Below are 18234 nucleotides of genomic sequence, written 5' to 3'. Positions count from 1 at the left end.
GTGGGCAGATACCGCGTTCGGCAGATAATGAAAACCTTATTACTGGTGGCTAAACGCCCCGGACGTCATCGTTATCCACGCGGCGGAAAACCCGCTGTCGTGGCAGCTAATCTATTGAATCGGCAATTTAATCCAGGGACATTGAATACCTGGTGGTCAGGTGACATTACCTATCTGCGTACCGCTCAGGGCTGGTTATATCTGGCTATCGTGATGGACTTATGTTCAAGAAAAATAGTGAGTTGGGCCTTCTCAGACAAACCGGACAGCGACTTGACCGTCCGGGCTTTAAGGCTGGCAATCAATAAACGACGACCAGCAGGCTCTGTGGTGTTCCATAGCGATCAGGGGGCGCAATATACCAGTGCTCAGTTCCAGTCCTGCCAGCAAGAACTGGATGTTACAAGTAGTATGAGTCGAAAAGGTAACTGCCTGGATAATGCTGTTACGGAAAGATTTTTCCGCAGCCTGAAAGCAGAGAGGGTTAACTATCGTCGTTATGAAACCCGAAGTCAGGGTATCGCTGATGTTATCGATTATATCGACAGCTTTTATAATCTGAAAAGGCGGCATTATCGGCTGGGAAATATATCGCCGGATGAATATGAACGCCGATTACAACAATGTGCCTAAATCCGTGTCCGGTTTTAGTTGACCATTACAGTATATTGATTCCTTGTCACAGGCATTTTCTGCGAGGGTATATTCTCCTGCGTTATTGCCTTTAACTACGATAACAATCCACTCATAGTATTGACATCCAACAAAGCGATCAAAGGCTAATCACTGCGATTCCGGCTAGCACCACCACTGCACCGGCAATGCGGCGTGCCAGATGATTTTCACGAAACAGCCAGTACGAGAGAAGAGAGCCGACAATGATGGAAGATTCCCTAAGAGGAGCGACGAGTGCCAGTGGCATGCTCTGCATGGCTGTCAGTACAAGGATGTAGGCAAGTGGAGAACATACAGCGATGATAAGGATCGGAACTATATCCACACGCACAGCCGTTGGAATTCGATACCGTCGTCGCATCACACCAGGGGTCAGAATGAGACTCTGTAGCAGGAGTGTGCTGGCGTAGTAACTCACTGGATCCAGGCGCAGAGAGATTACCGAATAACCGTCCCAGAGGGTATAGCCAGCGATGGCGGTACCTGTCGCAGCGCCCCAAAGCATTCCCTGTAGTGGTCGGTTTCCGCTCCTGAGCGGATTGCCGGTGACAACGAAAATACCAGCGATAACGATAAGAGCGCCGAGTAAAGCGCTTGGTGAAAGCCGTTCCCCCATGAGAAGGGTTGCAAACAGTATCGTCAGAACCGGTCCACTTCCCCGGGCAATCGGATAAACAACACCAAGTTCGGCGCGCTCGTAGCCAGCCTGCAAGATTAAAGAATAAACGATATGAAGTGCAGACGAGATAACTGCGCCGACTGCGAGTCGCCAGTCGAGCTCCTGTTGTCCCTCAACTATCAGAATGAGGCTGAACGGGAGCCACAGCAATGCTGAGGCACAGCTATACGCCCAGACGAACACAAGTGTGTCTTCCCTCTTGTATTTTGAGGCTATATTCCATACTGCATGGGCTACGGCAGCAGTAAGAATCATCGCAACCGTGCTGAACTGCATCAGGACATATCCGGCAAATCAATACCAGCCCGTTCAGCCCGGCGGCTTTGTTCTTTATCCCGCAGAGTGAGAGCAGCGACCAGCGTATCAATAACGACGAGCTGGGCCAGTCGACTGCCTGCAGCGGCCATCTGTGCCGGTAGTGGCGCTCCGCCAACAACGAGTGAAACGTTGGCGAGTGTCGCCAGTGGGGTATCGTACTGGTTAGTTATTGCGATAAGCGATGCTCCTGCCGAGGATGCGGCATCAGCAATGGCGAGTGTGGATGATGTACGACCTGTCGAACTGACGACAATCATCACGTCGCCTGGATCGAGGAGACGAGCAGCAATCATCGCTGATAAATAATCCTGGATACTGATGGTGATCACACCAGCCGTCCGCAGACGAAAGACAGCATCAGCGGCAACCGTAGCAGAGGGGCCAGCACCAAATGCAAATACCTGACGAGCGCTCTGGATTAAATCGACCGCCTCATCAAGGGCGGATATTTCGATAGCACCGCTGAGCGCAGTCAGTGCGTCTGCACCAGCACGAACTGATGTTTCCAGCACGGATGCCAACGTTGCATCCGCTGTTAGAACTTCAGGCGGTGCAAAGAACCGGGCAGTACCACGAGCCCGGGCAATCTCTATCTTAAGTTCAGTGAACCCGGTGAACCCGATCGCTCGCGCAGCGCGTATTACTGTCGGCGGTGATACTCCAGCACGGGTGGCAACCTGTGCTGTCGTGCTGGTACCGACAAACAAAGGATCGACAAGCAGGAGATCGACAACTTTAGCCTCACTTGCAGCGAGATCGCCGCTTCGGGCGTGAATGCTGCCAAGCCATTGCTGTAATCGCTGCGCGCCTTCTGAAATTCTATTACCAATATCTTTGTTCATGTGTAATATATTACATGTCCTTTGTGAAGGGCACAACCACCACGTAAGTAGATGCTGTTACAAGGAGTCCACATTCATGAACACTGAAATCAATACGGTTGTCACTGTTGTTGGTCCAGGTGCCATCGGCACCACAGTCGCGGCGGCGTTACACGAAGTCGGCCGTACACCATTGCTGTGTGGACGTACTCCCCGCGATCACCTGACCCTGCAAGACGGCGACCGCCTTATCACCGTACCCGGCCCGATTCAGACGAATCCGGCACAAAACACTTGCACGGCTGATCTTGTCTTTCTGGCAGTCAAGTCCACACAAATCGACGCGGCAGCAGAATGGCTCAAGGCGTTGACCGGCCCGGAGACGGTTGTATGCGTGCTCCAAAACGGGGTCGAACAGTTGGACAGGCTCGCTACGTACTCTCTGCCCGGACAGATCGTTCCCGCTGTCGTGTGGTTCCCTGCGCAGGCGCAATCCGACGGCTCGGTACGCTTGCGTGGCGACGCGCGCCTCAGCCTGCCAGACACGTCAGCTTCCCGCATAGTGGCCGACGCTCTGCTAGGTACACTGTGTTCCGTCGAGTTGGCCGCAAACTTCAGCTCGCTGGCCTGGCGCAAGCTGATGCAGAACGCGGTGGCTGGACTCATGGCACTCACGCACCGCCGCTCAGGTATGTTCGGCCGCGCTGATATCGCCAGGCTTACGCTGGCTTATCTGCAGGAATGCCTGGCCGTGGCACGTGCAGAGGGCGCTGAACTCGGCGACGAAGTGCCGCAAGAGATCCTCGATAAGTTCCGGGCGGCTCCCAAAGATATGAGCACCTCCATCCTCACGGATCGAGAAGCTGGCCGACCGCTCGAATGGGATATCCGCAACGGCGTCATTGCGCGTCGCGGTCGGGTTCATAGCATTCCGACGCCGATCAGCGACATCCTGGTGCCGCTTCTTGCGGCTGCGAGCGATGGCCCAGGTTGACCCCAAGCCGATGATTGCGCTATTACTTCTCTTCTTCCTCGCCTTCGGTGCTGGCGTGCTCAGCGGCGTCGTCGGTACTGGTTCGTCGCTAATCATGCTGCCCGTCCTAGTCACTCTGTACGGGCCACGGATCGCGGTACCTGTTATGGCGATTGCGTCCCTGTTCGGCAATATCGGACGGGTGATTGCCTGGTGGCACGAGATCTGTTGGCGGCCGGTGTTTGCCTACTCGTTGGCGGGAGTCCCTGCGGCTGTGCTCGGGGCGCACACGCTGCTGACGATCACTCCTGCCACTGTGGACGTGTTCCTGGCCGCTTTCTTCCTTGCGATGATCCCGCTGCGCCGTCTCATCAGACGATCGAATATCCACCTGAACATCTGGCACATGGGATTTGCTGGAGCCATTGTCGGGTTCCTGACCGGATTCGTGCTATCCACCGGGCCGCTTAGCATGCCGGTATTCACCGGGTACGGAATGAGTGGCGGTGCATTTCTCGGATCGGAGGCGGCAAGCGCTATCCTGCTCTACGCAGGCAAGCTCGTTACGTTCGGTGTATCGGGCGTACTTGCGCCGTCCGTCATCACACGTGGACTTGCCATCGGCATCGCATTGTTCGCAGGTTCTATGATTGCGAAACGTCTCGTCCAGCGGCTCCAGATGCACACGTTCGAGCTTCTCATTGATGCTGTTCTTGTCGCTGGGGCAGCAGGAATGCTCCTCGCTCTTAATTAAAATGGCAAGCCAGTGCTGACTGCGCTACCAGACCGCTTCTGCTGTCGACAATCAAGGCGGGTCGACAAATCCCGTTCTCTGCGGAGGTGCAGAACGCTTACTTAGCCGCGTGGTTTTACCACATCATCCTCGAGTGCCAGGGAACCGGTGGTTGCATCCTGCTTCGGTGGCAGTCCAAACATTCGTGCGTACTCCCTACTGAACTGCGAAGGGCTCTCGTAGTCTGTTGCATACGCGGCGGATCCGACTTTCATCCCTTGGGCCGGGATCATGCGCCGCGCTTCCAGCAACCGAAGTTTCTTCTGATATTGAAGGGGCGTCATCGAAGTTACTGCTTTGAACTGGCGATGAAAGGCGGAAGGGCTCAGGCCAGGTCGGTAATCCGGAGCGGTTTGGCGAACTGTTCTCGCAGTTGGCCTTTCGTGAGTGTGATCTGGTCCCAGCGGTCATGGCGATAATCCTGCCTCCCATAGGACCAACAAGCAGCCAATAGCTCAGTTCCCGAGTCAGCAGTGGAGTGAGAATCGGAATGGCTTGGGGCCGATCAAGCAGTCGCACTATGCGCAGTTCACAATCCGTTACCAGCGGGGCTATCTTGATGACGGCAGCGCCGCCACGGTCGGGTTTATTCTTTGTCGCTGGTAGCAACGTTAATTGTTCCAGCACTTTTCGTAGCACTACGGGAGAAAATTCCACGACCACGGCAAGAAACGGGACATCCCGACCGGCCTCAAAACCTGCCCCACTGAGGGTATTTCGATGGTTTTATATTTGAAAGTAAGAATAATGCGAGATTTGGGAGCGCAATCATTCTTATTAGTCGATTACGCAATTGAAAAGTAAGCGTCCAGTGAGAGCTACACTGGCAGGTCCTGTCTTGATTGAAGAGGGGAAGATACCTTCTTTCATATACAGGTAGATTTGTGAGCGTTTCAGCCCGGTTTTTACTTCCACTTGTTTCAGGCGTAATAACTGATGGGATGTCATTGATACCTCCAGTGCAGAAATGGAATGTGCCCGGAGATGACAATAAAACACTAAAATGCAGCTAAATAAAGTTAGTAAGTCCGTATTAAGGATTACATGGTGCTTAATACGGGCTTTTAACATAATGAATTACGGTTATTTAACTAGTTGATGAAATGAAAGTGGGAGAACCCCGCTCTAGTGCTGTTTTCAACGTATCGCCACTCAAATGATCGGTGATACCATCAGTTCTTGCCCATTGTTCAAAAATAGATAAGAGCTTATAAGGTTGCTTAATCAAGGGGCTGATGGTTTCATTATGCTGGCAGGCAAGCCAGAACAGACGAGATAGAGGTGTTGAAATACGTGTTGACGACAATGGATTCTTTCTTTTATTAATCGCCAAGTTGAGTAGTTTATCAAGTTCAGAGTATCTAATCACAAACCAGGCATCTTGCGGTAAATCATGAACCGGGAAATATGCCTTTTCTCGGTGATTATTCATACTTTGTAAAGAGATATCGTTATTGACATTTTGTGCGATGTTTTTTGGTAGTTCCGTGATCTTTTGTTTTATTCGTTTTTTCCATGTGATTCTATCGAAAACAAGAAAAACTTCCCCATGATAACTGACAGTGATACCATAATTAGTCTCAGTTGCACCTGTTACAGGTAATGGTATTTTTAAGGAGCGGGCAAGTAATCTTTGTATGAGAACATACTCATAGCCAAATAATGTTGTATCAATCACTCGCTGTCGGGGGGTGATTTATTTACCATCAGTGCTTACAATCAAGTCTCTCTCATTAAGGAAACAGTTTTTCTCAAGAAAGCATAATCTATCAATAAGTGATTGACCTATCGACTTGAGCTTTACCTTGTATTCTTTTTTATTAATTTTGCGAAGTGCGAACGGGGATTGAAAGTATATTGAAAGAGATATTTCCCCATACAGAGCATGCCTATATATATCGCTTTCTTTTAAATCTAAGTCTTTTTCTTGTTCGCTAGTTTGATTGCTTCGCTTATAGTGAACCAGTCAGGAGAATTATGGGTTATGTTTGATGATGATTGTTTGTTTTGCATGGTACACCTCCTTCCGTTTAATATATTTTTATTTGTTTATCATTTATATGAGAGCGGAAATTGAATGCCGAAATATATTTGCAGTGAATAATTATTAAAGAAGATGGTAAATGATTTTTGTTGAAAAAAATAAAATTAAAAAGAGCTTTCCTCTACTAACCAATTTTTTCTTATGTTATCTATGGCTAGTAAAGGAATGTTTATAGATAAAGGCTCGTTTTTAAATTTAATAATTCTTTTTACTTTATGTCCTTGATTGTAATAATGACTTTCCCTTTTGAATGTCCCTCAGCAAGATAGTTGAGCGCATCCTGAGCCTGTCCGAAAGTAAATACTTTATCTATGACAGGATTGATATGCTTTTCCTCAATAAGTTTTTTTATTTCGGTGAGTTGCATTCCATCGGGTCGTACAAACAGAAAGGAGTACGCTATATCATGTTTCGCTGCAAGGCGCTTGATTTTAAAACTCATTAACCTAAATATAATCCTCAGACCAAAATTTAAACCTCTTGCAAGCGCGAACGCTTCGTCCAATGGGCCAATAAGAGAAACGATAATTCCGCCGCGTTTCACGATTTTAATCGATTTTTCTATAAAGTTCCCTCTAACTGTGCCAAGTACCATGTCATAGTTTTTTAAGTAATTCATCAAATTCCTCTTTCCGGTAATCAATGACCTTCTCGGCACCAAGGTCTTTGACCCATTTAAGATTGCCAGTGCTGGTTGTTGTGGCGACTTTTATCCCCAGATGTCTGGCCAGTTGAATGGCAAATGTACCAATACCACCGGAGCCTGCCGGAATAAACAACCGCTGACCCGGTTGAAGATTTGCACGCTCGACAATTGACTGCCATGAGGTTAGTCCCACCATGGGAATAGAAGCAGCTTGCACAAAATCCAGATTCTCAGGTTTGAGTGCGGCCGCATGCTCGGGAACGACTGCAAAGTCAGCTATTGAGCCTGTGTCAAGGTCGAAAATACTTGCGAAAATGGCATCTCCAGGTTTGAAGCGCGTAACGTGTCTCCCCACCTCTGTTACGATCCCGGATAAATCGCTTCCTATCGTAGCCGGAAGTTTAAACTTTAAAATAGGTTTGAAGGTACCTTTTAAGATCATATTATCTATGGGATTTAACCCTGCTGCATATATTTCAACCAGGAGTTCATCAGGTTTTAACGTTGGGCGTGGGACATCAGTGATTTTGATATCGGGTGATTTGCCGTATCGCGAGAAGGTCAGAGCTTTCATTGTTTTCATTTCATTATTACCACAGGTTTAATGATCAATTTTCACAGAGGGGCACGGTTTAAATTTTGAATATTGTCAGCTGGCTTTATATGATTTCATTCTTGGCTGGTGTCCTTTGGATAAATCTATGGGCCATGGTTTTATTCACAACAGACAAAGCTGATATAATAATTCAGAATTAAAACTGGAGTTAACAATTCTTCTTTCATGACTGTTTTGCATCAACCCATGCAACATACAAAAACGCCAGCGATAACGTAATTTCAATCCCGACGGACACCAAAATCCCCGGGCTGACGTGATTGACTTTTAGTTCAAATATGCCCAGAAATGCAAGCAGCAGACATGCAACAGAAAAACCCAGAATAAGCGCCGAGCGGGCAGGGGAGAGCCCAGCGTATCTGGTCAGCCAGAACATCGTACCGATACCGGCACACATTGCTGCGACGCGGCGACTCATCAACCCAGCACCGGAGGAATAAATGACACCCCAGGCAGACAGCATTTGTTCGGGAATAAACATCCATGAGACTGACAGTAAATAAAATAGTAAAGCAGTTATCGTCGCCAGACGACAGAAAAGTGGAGTTGCCGCGTTTGTCATTGTGACTTCCTTGCGATATAGCGGTAAATATTCTTTACTGTACCCATCGCAAAATCTGAAATTAATTTGCTCTTCATGCCAGTTAGCATTGCCTCGATCCGCATTTTTTTATTTGTCTGTCGGTTAAATTATGCATCCAGTTTGAGGCTTTTGCGGATGCCCGCATCCAGTACACTGGCAGGTGCAAAACGACGTAGAAACTGCAATTGTCTGGCTGCCTTGCCTGCGGTGTAACGCAACTTTGGTTGCTTTGCCCGTGCCGCTTTCAGCACCACTTCTGCCACCACCGTAGGGGCATCTGCTTTCTCCATTGCCTGAGCAACGACCTTTGCCAGTTTATTCCGTACCTGGTCGTATTCTTCCAGCTTCGCATCGGGCTCCATGTTATTGGCCTCGAACTGTGTTTTGGTGTAAGCCGGTTCAATGACTGAGACGCGGATCCCACGAGTACGAAGTTCATGGTCGAGCGCCTCAGAGTAACCTTCAACAGCATGCTTACTGGCAGCGTAGAGCGCGACAAATGGCATCGGCACCACGCCCAAAATTGAACTGATGTTGATAATCCGACCGCTGCCTTGCTGACGCATATGGGGCACTACAGCGCGGGTCATGCGCACGATACCGAGGAAGTTAGTGTCCAGAATAGCCTTAGCCTGTTCGATCGAACTCTCTTCCGCAGCAGCTGGCGCGACGCCAAAACCTGCATTGTTAATGAGAAGGTCGATACGCCCCTCTCGTTGTAGCAATTCGCTCACTGCCGCTGTGACAGAATTGTCATCAGTGACATCGAGTGCAATCAAAGGAAATTGCCGTTGTCCTGCTTGTTCACCACGTCTGCTGGTACCGTATACGATATAGCCAGCTGCGAGCAGTCTGATAGCAGCAGCCTCACCAATACCGGAAGACGCGCCAGTGATCAGCGCGACAGGTTTAATGCTTGTCATGAAAACTCCTTAAATGTGATCCATAAACTTCGATCAGGATGGTGCGATTAACTGCCGTACTGCACATTACGGACTTCAATACGCCGCCTACAGATAACGAATATGATGATCATCATATGACTGGGCGAAAAAAAATTATGATCCCCCGGCGGTAAGTTGTTCGATCACAGCATGACTTATTGATTCGGCAAGCTGAGGATCATCAACGGCACGGGCTAATATCAGTGCACCTACGATGTTGGAAATGGTCATCAGAGCCCGTCTGTTCTTATTAATCAGGTCAGGATCTGGTATTTGCCCGGCAATGACTTCAATCATTTCTTTGATTCGACAAGTCGCTGCATGGCGAACTTCAGGTGCCTGCCGTGGCATTTCTGAGCCCAGCGCAGCAATAGGACAGCCAGATTCGATGTCTTCCTGGTGCTGTGGTGAAAGATAGGCTCGAACCATGTACTCCAACGACTGTCCATGAGGAGCTGATGAGGCCGCTTTTGAGGCTGAGATCACCGCCTGGGCACCGGCGCGATCGGCTGCTTCAGCAAGCATGGCATCCCTGGATGCAAAGTGGGCGTAAAAACCTCCATGCGTCAGGCCAGCGTCTTTCATAATGTCTGCAACACCAGTACCGTTATAACCAGTACGTCGGATAGCGCGCGCTGCCGCTTCAACGATCCTGTCATGTGTTGCTTCTTTTGTATGGGTGGTGTGTTTCTTCATATGATTATGACCATAATCTAAATTTAAGTAAACGGCAAGATAAACTCTTCTAACCTTCTACAATTCGGGGGTGGGAAGCCTGAGTGGGTATTTCCCTGTCAGGTATCGAAACAATTTTAAATACTCAAGATTCTGAGTCATGCGAACGGGTAGTTTAATAAAAAACGTGTCACGTGTTCTATGACTTCGTCTGGTTGTGAGTCCGGGAAGAAATGCCCGCCGGATATTGGGGAAGACGTCAACCGGCTGCAGCGAGCGTTCCAGGTAGCGGGCAAATCATAGAGTCTGGCCATCACACCGCTGTCACCATAGAGAACCAGTACCGGAGCCTCAATTAGTCGCCCCTCATCCGCCAGATCATCGACCAGATCGACCGTCAGGGTGGCGCGATAGTCATTACAAAATCCTGAGATTGTCTCCGGATCACGCCAGGCGGCTCGATAGGCTTCCAACTGGATGGGATCAAAATCTTCCGGTCCAGCCGCTCCCCAACCGAACAGGCAATTCTCAAAGAAAAAATCAGCATCGGTCTGAATAACCCGCTCCGGAAAAGGGGCTGGCTGGGACAGGAAGAACCAATGCCAATAATTTTTCGCAACTTCATGACGTAAATCCTTCAACATCACCACCGTCGGCACGATGTCCATAAGTGTCACGCTTTTCACTGTATCCGGATAGTCGAGAGCCATTCGATGGGCGGTACGTGCCCCGCGATCATGACCGATCACATGGAAGTGAGAGTGCCCTAATGCCTGCATTAACATGACTTGATCTCTGGCCATGGCGCGAAATCCATAATTCATCAACCCGGTTTCTGCTGGCGGCTTATCCGATGCACCATAGCCACGTAGATCGGCACAAACGACACAATAACCACGGGCTACCAGGGCGGGTGCGATCCGTGCCCAGATTGCCATGGTCTGTGGGAAACCGTGTAAAAGCAGAACCGGTTCGCCCGTGCCTGAGGTGACACAGGCGATGTTCAGCGAGCCGGTATTGATACGATGAGCTGTAAAATCTTCAAACATGATGATATGAGCCTCAAAGATGCGGCAGTCTGGCTGGGATAGAGGCGAATAACATTACCGATTTATCCCGTTACATTGATTGTCAGTAAGGATGTGCTTTTTATTTGTGAACAGGTTATTGCAGCAGCTTGAGTCCCTTTAGGACTTTATCTGCGGTATTGCGCCCGGCCCGGAATGCCAGCCCGACAATGTCAAGATCCTCAGTTGCTACTGCAGCCACCGCAGCCCGGTTATCATCATCATTGAAGGTATCGAAAAGTTCCCGGGTAAACACCGAGAACGCAACACCCCGGCTGCGGGCGCGTTCGGCCGTACGTTTGATGGTCTCAGCACTGGCACCAAAGACCAGCACAGGATCTCTGAACATCGGGAGATATTGTTTCCCTGAAGCATCATGGTAAGTCTCGCCGAGAGCCTCTTCATTAATAGCGACGCCACTGATGGTGAACGCGGTGACATTCAACCGTTGCCACGGTTCGAGATCTTCCCTCAGTACGACCGTAATTCTCATGCGCGGCAGGGCAGGCTGAGATTCACTCTCCGTCATGACGGCCTGCTGGGTTTCTGCTTCGGTTGTCATTAGCTCCTCCAGGTCGATGGGCTCGAAATAAAATGGAATAGAGCGCAGTGGTCAGTGAACTTACATGCGCTCTGTGATACGGGTCTTGATGATGGGCTAAATCACGGCCCCGAGTTGTAGGATCGTCGGCTCGCCCGCCAGTAACGAGGGAGCTTTAGCGAAGAATGCCTGAACATCGGGTTTTTGCTGATGGGCATCAGAGTCAGCTTTGCTTTCCCAGATTTCATAAAGCACCCAGGTGGGCTCTCCCACGACTTGATGGTAATTAAAAGTAATCACACCTTTATCTTTACGAGTACCGGTTACGTTTTCTTCAACCAGAGCAGAAAACTCAGCAACATGCTCAGGTTTTACCTTCAGGATCACACACAGTGCATAGGGATCAGACATGACTTCCTCCATTGATGCAGATTAACAGGCTTGGACTGGCATTCAGGCATTGACGTCGACTATCGTCCGTCCCCGGACTTTGCCTTCGAGAATATCACTGGCGGCCGCCACCACGTCATTCAACCCAATGACCTGAATTGTTTTTGCCAGCTTGTTTAAATCCAGGTCACGTGCCAGACGTGCCCATGCCTGAACACGGATGTCATAGGGGGCGTTAACCGCATCAATACCTGCCAGGGTTACATTGCGCAGAATGAAAGGCAGTACCGAGGCGGGCAGATCTATCCCCTGGACCATACCAAATGCGGCCACCACGCCGCGATAGCGGATCTGAGTCAGAACGTTGGCCAGCGTATGGCTTCCGACGGTATCAATAGCCCCTGCCCAGCGCTCCACGGCAATCGGCTGGCCTGGTTCGGACAGGGTGCGACGATCTATAATTTCCGCCGCACCCAAGCTGCGTAGATAGTTGGCCTCTTCGGGACGCCCGGTTGATGCGACGACCCGGTAACCAAGGGATGACAGCAACATGATGGCGATTGATCCGGCTCCACCGCTGGCTCCGGTCACCAGAATGTCGCCGCTGTCAGGGTTAAGTCCGCCATGCTCCAGAGCAAGCACACTGAGCATAGCTGTGTAGCCGGCAGTACCGAGGGCCATGGCGTCTTTTGTTGTAAACGTATCGGGTAACTTGACTACCCATGCACCCGGCACGCGTGCCTTCTGCGCAAAACCACCATGATGGGTCTGTCCAAGCCCCCAGCAGTTGACGACCACCTTGTCACCAGGCTTGATGCCTGGCCAGGATGATGTTTCTACCGTACCGGCGAGATCGGCACCGGGGATCAGCGGGAATCGTTCGATGATGTCAAAACGATTGTTAATCGCCAGGCCATCCTTATAGTTTACGGTGGAATAATCAACCGCAATAGTCACGTCTCCGGGCATCAGGTCCTGCTCATTAATATCGACCGAATCCACCGAAAATTTTCCGTTTTCTTTGGTTGCCAGCAGTGCTTTAAATGTCATGTTTGAGGCCTCATTCGAGGGGCAGTGATACAAGGATTATTATCTGTTAACTGCCTGAGCGATAACGGTCTGCGGCGTGTGCCTGACGCAAATCGGACAAGAGTCCCTGGCGTGCGGACTCCAGAGTTTCCCAGCGTTCGGCAACATGCAGTGGCGGAATGGTGACGGTTTCTCGGCGGTCAAAACCCACCATAGCGGCGTCCACCAGTTCGCCGACATCCATCAGGTCAGGCAATGCATTGACATCAATGCCGGCACGTTCCCAAATTTCGGTACGGGTTCCTGCCGGTAGCACGACCTGAACGTAGACGCCCTTAGGTGTGAGTTCGAGGCTAAGTCCCTGTGAGAGTGCCAGTACAAAGGCTTTGGTCGCGCCATATATCGACATACCAAACTCAGGTGCCAGCCCGACAACCGAACCGATATTGACGATTGCACCCTCGCCGGTCTGTGCAAGCCGTGGGGCAATGGCGCTGGCAAGTCGGGTCAGCGCTGTGGTGTTGAGCGTGATCAGCCGTTCAATACTGTTGACAGTTTGCCCGATAAAGCCACCGGACTGCGCGATGCCTGCGTTATTAATTAGGATCCCCACTTTCTCGTTGCTGTGTAACGCCGCTTCAACTACTGCCAGGTCATCTGGTTGTGTCAGGTCGGCCGGGAGAATATCAATGGTGACGCCTGTTTCAGATCGCAGAAGGGCAGCGAGATCTTCCATGCGATTTTTGTCTCTGGCGACCAAAATGAGGTCGTGCCCACGGTGTGCGAAACGATCGGCATAGGTGGCTCCAATACCCGTGGATGCACCGGTGATAAGGACGGCAGGAAGGATAGCCATGTTGTTACCTCTAAGACTCACCGGGATGACCGGCGAGGGTGTATGGAGCACCTGATATGCCCTTGTGGGATTAATTCGCTGGGGTCTCAGACAGTGCTGGATAATCGATATAGCCTTTCGCTCCGCCACCATAAAGCGTGGTTGGATCCAGTTGAGCCAGCTCAGCACCCGTCCTCAGGCGCTCAACCAGGTCGGGATTGGCGATGAAGGTATGGCCAAAAGCGACTAGATCGGTCTGGTTTGCACTGAGACGTGAAGTAGCCAGTTCCAGGTTGTAGCCGTTGTTACCGATATAGGTATTACTGAAGCGTTCACGCAGCGCGTCATAATCGAAAGGGGCGATGTCGCGGGGACCGCCAGGCGCACCTTCAACGACGTGCAGATAAACCAGGCCCAGCGCGTCCAGTTTTTCGACGAGATAATTGTACTGTGCCTGCTGTGAGGTATTCACCACGATGCCATTCAGAGGGCCTACTGGCGAAATGCGGATAGCGGTGCGTTCAGCGCCAATTTCATCTGAGACAGCCGCCGCAACCTCCAGGACCAGGCGTGCTCGATTCTCTACCGAACCACCATAAGCATCTGTGCGTGCGTTAGCGGTTTCTTTCAGGAACTGATCAAGCAGGTAACCGTTGGCCGCATGAATCTCCACGCCATCAAAACCCGCTGCGATGGCGTTGGCAGCTGCATTTCGAAAGTCTTCAACGATCCCCGTGATTTCATCGGGTTCAAGCGCCCGAGGCTCGGAAACATCAGCGAATCCATTGTTGACAAATGTTTTAGCGTCGGCGCGAATGGCTGAAGGTGCGACGGGTGCGGAGCCATCCGGGCGTAAATCAACATGGGAGATGCGGCCGACATGCCAGATTTGCAGAAATATTCTGCCTCCTCTCAAATGCACAGCTTCTGTTACCTTGCGCCAACCGGTGATCTGCTCAAATGAGTAGATCCCGGGAGTGTCCTGATAACCCTGGGCCCCGGCAGAAATTTGGGTTGCTTCTGTGATAATCAGACCTGCTGTCGCACGTTGGCTGTAGTAAGTTGCAGCCAGTTCACCAGGGACTAGCCCGGCACCAGCGCGGTTACGGGTAAGCGGAGCCATGACGATGCGGTTAGAGAGCAGCAGTGAGCCAAGGGTATAGGGTTCAAATAACGTTTTGTCGGCCATGTTTATATCTCCGTTTAATACATTGAGGAAAGAGGGGAACGCGGTTTACTCAGCAAAGAACTGGATGGCATGCCGGAGAAATCGTTCCGGAAACTGAAATTGCGCACCATGCACGGCATCGGGGAAAATAAAAGCTGAGTGTCAGATATTTTTTGCGCCCGATGCCAGGCGATCATTGATGGGGCCGGGAGCAGGGGCGCTTCAGTACTGGAAGTGTTAACCCAACGGTGGCAAGCGAAACGTGTGGTGGCGGTCTGGTGGTAATCGCTCATAACGTAAAGCCCTTCTTAAAAGTGCGAATCATTATGATGATGATCATAATCTTTGTCGTCAAGGGCTTTGATGACGATTAACATCAATGTATATTGTTAGCGAGTATTGTCATAAACGGATAGGGGCATTTGAAATGAGGGTCACCAAAGCTCAGGCACAGGCCAATCGGGCGCACATAGTCGAAACAGCTTCGGTTCTGTTTCGTGAGCGTGGTTATGACGGTGTGGGGGTGGCCGATTTGATGGCTGCGGCAGGTTTTACCCATGGCGGTTTTTACAAACACTTCCGCTCGAAGGTAGATCTAATGGCAGAGTCAGCGGCATGTTCTCTGGCTCGATCATCGGAATTGAGTGCCGAAACGGATATGCCGGCATTTATTAACCATTATCTTTCCCGAAAACATCGTGATCAACGCGGTGACGGTTGCACCTTTGCTGCTTTGTGCGGAGATGTGGCACGCCAGCCGGAAGAGGTTAAGGTCACGTTTGCTGAGGGGATTGAACAATTACTCGTAGGGTTGGGGCAGGGTACCAGCAAGGCTGTTGATCCCCAGCGTCAGGAGGCTCGCCTTGTCACTCTCGATATGCTTGCTCATATGGTTGGCGCTGTTGTGCTTTCACGTGCCTGCCCGGATGACTCACCTCTGGCTGATGAAATCCTCAATATCTGCCGTGCCGAACTACTCAAATCACATCATTCTGATCCAACCGATTGCTGACAGAAGGCATCCCTGTTAAGGGTAAAACGGCAATTTCCAGTTTATGAAGAGAGGAGGCATGTTGAGTAAGCGACTCTCTTTATTCACTGGCGGCTATGGTCGGTGCGACTTTTAATGACCTGAGGTATTCGGATTGTTGGGTTGCAATGCGCGGATGCTTTGGGTACTGGCAATTCTTTGATTAATAAAATTACTATCAGGCAGAGTCAAAAATGATTGCACTGTTCATTTATGTTTTCAGCATCATGTACACCCCCGGTCCTGTGACAACGATAGCATTTAGCGCCGGGATGGACCCAAAAGCACCGTTTCGCACGGCTTTTGCGGTTGGGGTCGCAGTTGCAATGTATATATTATTACTTGTCCTGGGTTATTCCGGGCAGGGACTGTTGAACAATCGCTGGCTACCGTGGATAAGCATTATTGGCGGGATTTACATTATTTATCTGGGTATAAAAGTTATCCTCACTTCTTTTGTCAATAAACCATTATCAGGTCAGTCTCAGGATGTCGGTTTCATTAGTGGCTTCGTTATTCACCTGTTCAATCCGAAAGCATGGCTGGCAGCCTTTCCGCTGGTATTTATCTACTATCCACAGAATGATATAACAGGATGGTATCTTTTATTTATTTCAACAGTTTTAGCCCTGATTTGCGGTGGCTCATCAATAGTTTATAATATTGCGGGCAGATATTTTTCCAGAAGATTCTCTGACCGAAAATCGCAATCCATTGTTAACGGTATTATGGGAGTGATGCTACTTTATAGTGGGATAATGATCCTCTATGAACATGTTTATCTGGTATTACAATGAATTTTCAGCATTGATGCTAAGTCAGTGATTCAATAAATTTTTTAATGAGCATTTTCCTGTCGACTGTTGGACTTAGTAATATCAAACTTTGATTGTCCCCGGCAGGGTATTAGTACCAGGTTTTTCATAATTAATTTTGGTCGCCTGAGGTGAAACAGTAAATGAGATGATTTACCGACCCGGAGAACATCTCCCGGGCCGGTATTTCACATCTTAAAAATTGCCATCAATATCAGTTACGCCGATCAGCTTGTAATTGAAAAATTCTTTCAGGCCAAGACCGATTAATTCGCGACCATAACCTGAGCGACGAATGCCTCCAAATGGCAGGTCGGCTTTCACCGCAGTGGGGTGATTGATATAGGCCATTCCTGTCGATATTTGTCTGGCAACTTTCTTACCTCGTTCTATATCCTGAGTGAATACAGAGCCACCAAGTCCGAAAGGAGAATCGTTGGCTATCTGGATAGCTTCTGCTTCGTCTTGAGCTTTAAAGACAAGTGATATCGGGCCAAAAAATTCCTGGTAGTAAGCCGGATTTTCTTTAGTCAGATTCGTGAGCATAACCGGACGTTCGAAGGCACCGCGAGCAGGTACTTCAGAAGCAATGACGGTAGCGGACGCGCCATGCGCTACAGCTTCTTCTACTTGTCTGCGAACATCATCAGCGGCCCCCGGTGAAGACAGTGGAGCCAGCGACGTTTCGGGATCTAGTGGATCGCCTGCCTTGAGTGCTGCGACGCCGGCAATATAGCGTTCAATAAAAGCGTCATAGATTGCTTCGGTGACGATGAGACGTTTGGACGAGCAGCATAACTGGCCGGCATTCCAGTGACGACCAAATACGGCCCACCTGGCAGCTTTATCCAGATCAGCATCTTCCAGCACCAGAAAAGCATCGGCTCCCCCCAGTTCCATCGTGGACTTCTTCAATGCCTTTCCTGCCTGTGAAGCTACCACGACACCCGCACCTTCCGACCCCGTCAGTGCCACACCATGTATACGGGGATCGTTAATAATTGCCTCTATTTGCTTGCGGGTCGCGTAAATATTTCTGAACCCCCCACAGGTAATCCCGCCTCCAGCATGAGCTTCTCAAAAGGGTCAGCGGATTGCGGTACATTGGATGCATGCTTTAGTACCAACACGTTACCGGCAGCCAGTTGTGGTGCGATGATACGGGCGATCTGGAAGTACGGAAAATTCCAGGGTTCAATTGCAAGAATGATCCCTAAAGGTTCATGCACCAGCCACGCCTTGGTTACGGCCGGGTCTTTAGAAGGGAGTTTTTCTGGGGGCAAGCTGTTGTTCGGCATGTTCGACATAATACTCGAATATTGCGGCAGACAATTCCACTTCAGCCTCGGCTTCACTAAGGAGCTTACCCATTTCCAGTGTAAGAAATTTTGCATATTCCGTATGTCTGGCGCGGAGCAAGTCAGCCGTTTTTTTCAGGACTTTGACAAGATCGGATATTGACGTGAGTTTCCACTGATGAAAAGCAGTATCTGCCTAGTTGAGTGCAAGAGAAACACCTTCATCTGTCGCGTTGGGAAAAGTCTTCAGCGTTTCACCCGTATAGGGATTGGTCGTTGCGTAAGCCATTTTTA

At 50.0% G+C, this 18234-nt stretch carries 21 protein-coding genes and 3 pseudogenes; 5 read left to right on the top strand and 19 right to left on the bottom strand.

The genetic code is table 11. The annotated features are described in order from the left end of the window. Positions 1-633 carry an IS3 family transposase gene (locus EDC52_RS14015; RefSeq protein ID WP_268990365.1) on the top strand — a complete coding sequence of 211 codons (633 nt, stop codon included), beginning with the start codon at positions 1-3 and terminating at the stop codon, positions 631-633. A 139-nt stretch (positions 634-772) separates the two neighbouring features. Here EDC52_RS14015 and EDC52_RS14010 read toward each other — a convergent pair whose 3' ends face one another. Together EDC52_RS14010 and EDC52_RS14005 are read right to left on the bottom strand one after the other, a co-directional pair. After that, positions 773-1630 (bottom strand): DMT family transporter, encoded by an 858-nt coding sequence (locus EDC52_RS14010; protein WP_131865949.1) that lies wholly within the window; start codon positions 1628-1630, stop codon positions 773-775. After that, positions 1630-2514, bottom strand: a complete 885-nt coding sequence (locus EDC52_RS14005; RefSeq protein WP_131865948.1) for a MurR/RpiR family transcriptional regulator — start codon at positions 2512-2514, stop codon at positions 1630-1632. The genes EDC52_RS14010 and EDC52_RS14005 overlap by 1 nt, the downstream gene beginning before the upstream one ends. 76 nt (positions 2515-2590) lie before the next feature. Here EDC52_RS14005 and EDC52_RS14000 point away from each other — a divergent pair, with 76 nt between their 5' ends. Both EDC52_RS14000 and EDC52_RS13995 read left to right on the top strand, forming a co-directional pair. After that, a complete protein-coding gene (locus EDC52_RS14000) occupies positions 2591-3487 on the top strand; it encodes an oxidoreductase (protein ID WP_131865947.1) in 897 nt (298 codons plus the stop codon). Next, entirely contained in the window at positions 3474-4220 is a 747-nt protein-coding gene (locus tag EDC52_RS13995; protein WP_230468056.1) for a sulfite exporter TauE/SafE family protein, read from the top strand. Before EDC52_RS14000 ends, EDC52_RS13995 begins: the two co-directional genes overlap by 14 nt. Before the next feature lie 101 nt (positions 4221-4321). Here EDC52_RS13995 and EDC52_RS20095 read toward each other — a convergent pair whose 3' ends face one another. The 14 genes and pseudogenes from EDC52_RS20095 to EDC52_RS13930 all read right to left on the bottom strand — a co-directional run bounded on the left by EDC52_RS20095 (position 4322) and on the right by EDC52_RS13930 (position 14818). Then, positions 4322-4588, bottom strand: a complete 267-nt coding sequence (locus tag EDC52_RS20095; RefSeq protein WP_268990366.1) for a helix-turn-helix domain-containing protein — start codon at positions 4586-4588, stop codon at positions 4322-4324. Positions 4589-4694: 106 nt separating this feature from the next. Continuing rightward, positions 4695-4943: pseudogene (locus tag EDC52_RS20460) on the bottom strand (AraC family transcriptional regulator N-terminal domain-containing protein); the annotation flags it as partial. Between the two features lie 93 nt (positions 4944-5036). Beyond that, positions 5037-5207, bottom strand: a complete 171-nt coding sequence (locus tag EDC52_RS13985; protein ID WP_131865945.1) for an AlpA family phage regulatory protein — start codon at positions 5205-5207, stop codon at positions 5037-5039. Between the two features lie 139 nt (positions 5208-5346). Continuing rightward, positions 5347-6272 (bottom strand): annotated as a pseudogene (locus EDC52_RS13980) (hypothetical protein). Between the two features lie 239 nt (positions 6273-6511). After that, positions 6512-7523, bottom strand: a pseudogene (locus EDC52_RS13975) (NADP-dependent oxidoreductase). Between the two features lie 205 nt (positions 7524-7728). Next, positions 7729-8127 (bottom strand): hypothetical protein, encoded by a 399-nt coding sequence (locus EDC52_RS13970; RefSeq protein WP_131865944.1) that lies wholly within the window; start codon positions 8125-8127, stop codon positions 7729-7731. A gap of 128 nt (positions 8128-8255) precedes the next feature. Next, a complete protein-coding gene (locus tag EDC52_RS13965) occupies positions 8256-9071 on the bottom strand; it encodes an oxidoreductase (protein WP_131865943.1) in 816 nt (271 codons plus the stop codon). Positions 9072-9206: 135 nt separating this feature from the next. After that, positions 9207-9788: a TetR/AcrR family transcriptional regulator gene (locus tag EDC52_RS13960; RefSeq protein WP_131865942.1), complete on the bottom strand. Its 582-nt coding sequence runs from the start codon at positions 9786-9788 to the stop codon at positions 9207-9209. 137 nt (positions 9789-9925) lie between these two features. After that, entirely contained in the window at positions 9926-10816 is an 891-nt protein-coding gene (locus EDC52_RS13955; protein ID WP_131865941.1) for an alpha/beta hydrolase, read from the bottom strand. A gap of 115 nt (positions 10817-10931) precedes the next feature. Then, a complete protein-coding gene (locus EDC52_RS13950) occupies positions 10932-11396 on the bottom strand; it encodes a DUF2000 domain-containing protein (protein WP_230468054.1) in 465 nt (154 codons plus the stop codon). Positions 11397-11492: 96 nt separating this feature from the next. Continuing rightward, positions 11493-11786: a putative quinol monooxygenase gene (locus tag EDC52_RS13945; protein WP_165911721.1), complete on the bottom strand. Its 294-nt coding sequence runs from the start codon at positions 11784-11786 to the stop codon at positions 11493-11495. A gap of 42 nt (positions 11787-11828) precedes the next feature. Further along, positions 11829-12815, bottom strand: coding sequence for an acrylyl-CoA reductase (NADPH) (acuI, locus tag EDC52_RS13940; protein ID WP_131865939.1), 987 nt, complete (start codon positions 12813-12815; stop codon positions 11829-11831). A gap of 46 nt (positions 12816-12861) precedes the next feature. Continuing rightward, positions 12862-13650 carry an SDR family NAD(P)-dependent oxidoreductase gene (locus EDC52_RS13935; RefSeq protein ID WP_131865938.1) on the bottom strand — a complete coding sequence of 263 codons (789 nt, stop codon included), beginning with the start codon at positions 13648-13650 and terminating at the stop codon, positions 12862-12864. Positions 13651-13720: 70 nt separating this feature from the next. Continuing rightward, entirely contained in the window at positions 13721-14818 is a 1098-nt protein-coding gene (locus EDC52_RS13930) for an alkene reductase (RefSeq protein WP_131865937.1), read from the bottom strand. A gap of 406 nt (positions 14819-15224) precedes the next feature. On the opposite strand from EDC52_RS13930, the gene EDC52_RS13925 reads away from it, so the two are divergent. Further along, positions 15225-15809, top strand: a complete 585-nt coding sequence (locus EDC52_RS13925; RefSeq protein WP_131865966.1) for a TetR/AcrR family transcriptional regulator — start codon at positions 15225-15227, stop codon at positions 15807-15809. A 212-nt stretch (positions 15810-16021) separates the two neighbouring features. Next, a complete protein-coding gene (locus tag EDC52_RS13920) occupies positions 16022-16624 on the top strand; it encodes a LysE family translocator (protein ID WP_131865936.1) in 603 nt (200 codons plus the stop codon). A 213-nt stretch (positions 16625-16837) separates the two neighbouring features. Here EDC52_RS13920 and EDC52_RS20285 read toward each other — a convergent pair whose 3' ends face one another. From EDC52_RS20285 to EDC52_RS20275, 3 genes are read right to left on the bottom strand one after another with little or no spacing between them, the layout of a single operon-like run. Then, positions 16838-17617 (bottom strand): aldehyde dehydrogenase family protein, encoded by a 780-nt coding sequence (locus tag EDC52_RS20285; protein WP_268990363.1) that lies wholly within the window; start codon positions 17615-17617, stop codon positions 16838-16840. 32 nt (positions 17618-17649) lie between these two features. Next, the gene (locus EDC52_RS20280; RefSeq protein ID WP_260509419.1) at positions 17650-17940 is read right to left on the bottom strand and encodes an aldehyde dehydrogenase family protein; all 291 of its coding nucleotides are present in this window, start codon (positions 17938-17940) and stop codon (positions 17650-17652) included. Beyond that, positions 17900-18079 (bottom strand): aldehyde dehydrogenase family protein, encoded by a 180-nt coding sequence (locus EDC52_RS20275; RefSeq protein ID WP_260509418.1) that lies wholly within the window; start codon positions 18077-18079, stop codon positions 17900-17902. The genes EDC52_RS20280 and EDC52_RS20275 overlap by 41 nt, the downstream gene beginning before the upstream one ends. Positions 18080-18234 lie beyond the last annotated feature (155 nt).

It is taken from the genome of Biostraticola tofi (assembly GCF_004343195.1).
Lineage (GTDB): Bacteria > Pseudomonadota > Gammaproteobacteria > Enterobacterales > Enterobacteriaceae > Biostraticola > Biostraticola tofi.
The sequence above is the reverse complement of the archived record's forward strand: the minus strand, read 5'-3'. Positions and strand labels throughout refer to the sequence as shown.

Bases quoted from the DNA above. Each gene is read 5' to 3' on its own strand.
- EDC52_RS13930 (WP_131865937.1), bottom strand. From the start codon at position 14,818: ATGGCCGACAAAACGTTATTTGAACCCTATACCCTTGGCTCACTGCTG.
- EDC52_RS13965 (WP_131865943.1), bottom strand. From the start codon at position 9,071: ATGACAAGCATTAAACCTGTCGCGCTGATCACTGGCGCGTCTTCCGGT.
- EDC52_RS13955 (WP_131865941.1), bottom strand. From the start codon at position 10,816: ATGTTTGAAGATTTTACAGCTCATCGTATCAATACCGGCTCGCTGAAC.
- EDC52_RS13995 (WP_230468056.1), top strand. From the start codon at position 3,474: ATGGCCCAGGTTGACCCCAAGCCGATGATTGCGCTATTACTTCTCTTC.
- EDC52_RS13925 (WP_131865966.1), top strand. From the start codon at position 15,225: ATGAGGGTCACCAAAGCTCAGGCACAGGCCAATCGGGCGCACATAGTC.
- EDC52_RS13950 (WP_230468054.1), bottom strand. From the start codon at position 11,396: ATGACAACCGAAGCAGAAACCCAGCAGGCCGTCATGACGGAGAGTGAA.
- EDC52_RS14005 (WP_131865948.1), bottom strand. From the start codon at position 2,514: ATGAACAAAGATATTGGTAATAGAATTTCAGAAGGCGCGCAGCGATTA.
- EDC52_RS13945 (WP_165911721.1), bottom strand. From the start codon at position 11,786: ATGTCTGATCCCTATGCACTGTGTGTGATCCTGAAGGTAAAACCTGAG.
- EDC52_RS13920 (WP_131865936.1), top strand. From the start codon at position 16,022: ATGATTGCACTGTTCATTTATGTTTTCAGCATCATGTACACCCCCGGT.
- EDC52_RS13935 (WP_131865938.1), bottom strand. From the start codon at position 13,650: ATGGCTATCCTTCCTGCCGTCCTTATCACCGGTGCATCCACGGGTATT.
- EDC52_RS13960 (WP_131865942.1), bottom strand. From the start codon at position 9,788: ATGAAGAAACACACCACCCATACAAAAGAAGCAACACATGACAGGATC.
- EDC52_RS13985 (WP_131865945.1), bottom strand. From the start codon at position 5,207: ATGACATCCCATCAGTTATTACGCCTGAAACAAGTGGAAGTAAAAACC.
- EDC52_RS14000 (WP_131865947.1), top strand. From the start codon at position 2,591: ATGAACACTGAAATCAATACGGTTGTCACTGTTGTTGGTCCAGGTGCC.
- acuI (WP_131865939.1), bottom strand. From the start codon at position 12,815: ATGACATTTAAAGCACTGCTGGCAACCAAAGAAAACGGAAAATTTTCG.
- EDC52_RS13970 (WP_131865944.1), bottom strand. From the start codon at position 8,127: ATGACAAACGCGGCAACTCCACTTTTCTGTCGTCTGGCGACGATAACT.
- EDC52_RS20280 (WP_260509419.1), bottom strand. From the start codon at position 17,940: ATGCCGAACAACAGCTTGCCCCCAGAAAAACTCCCTTCTAAAGACCCG.
- EDC52_RS14010 (WP_131865949.1), bottom strand. From the start codon at position 1,630: ATGCAGTTCAGCACGGTTGCGATGATTCTTACTGCTGCCGTAGCCCAT.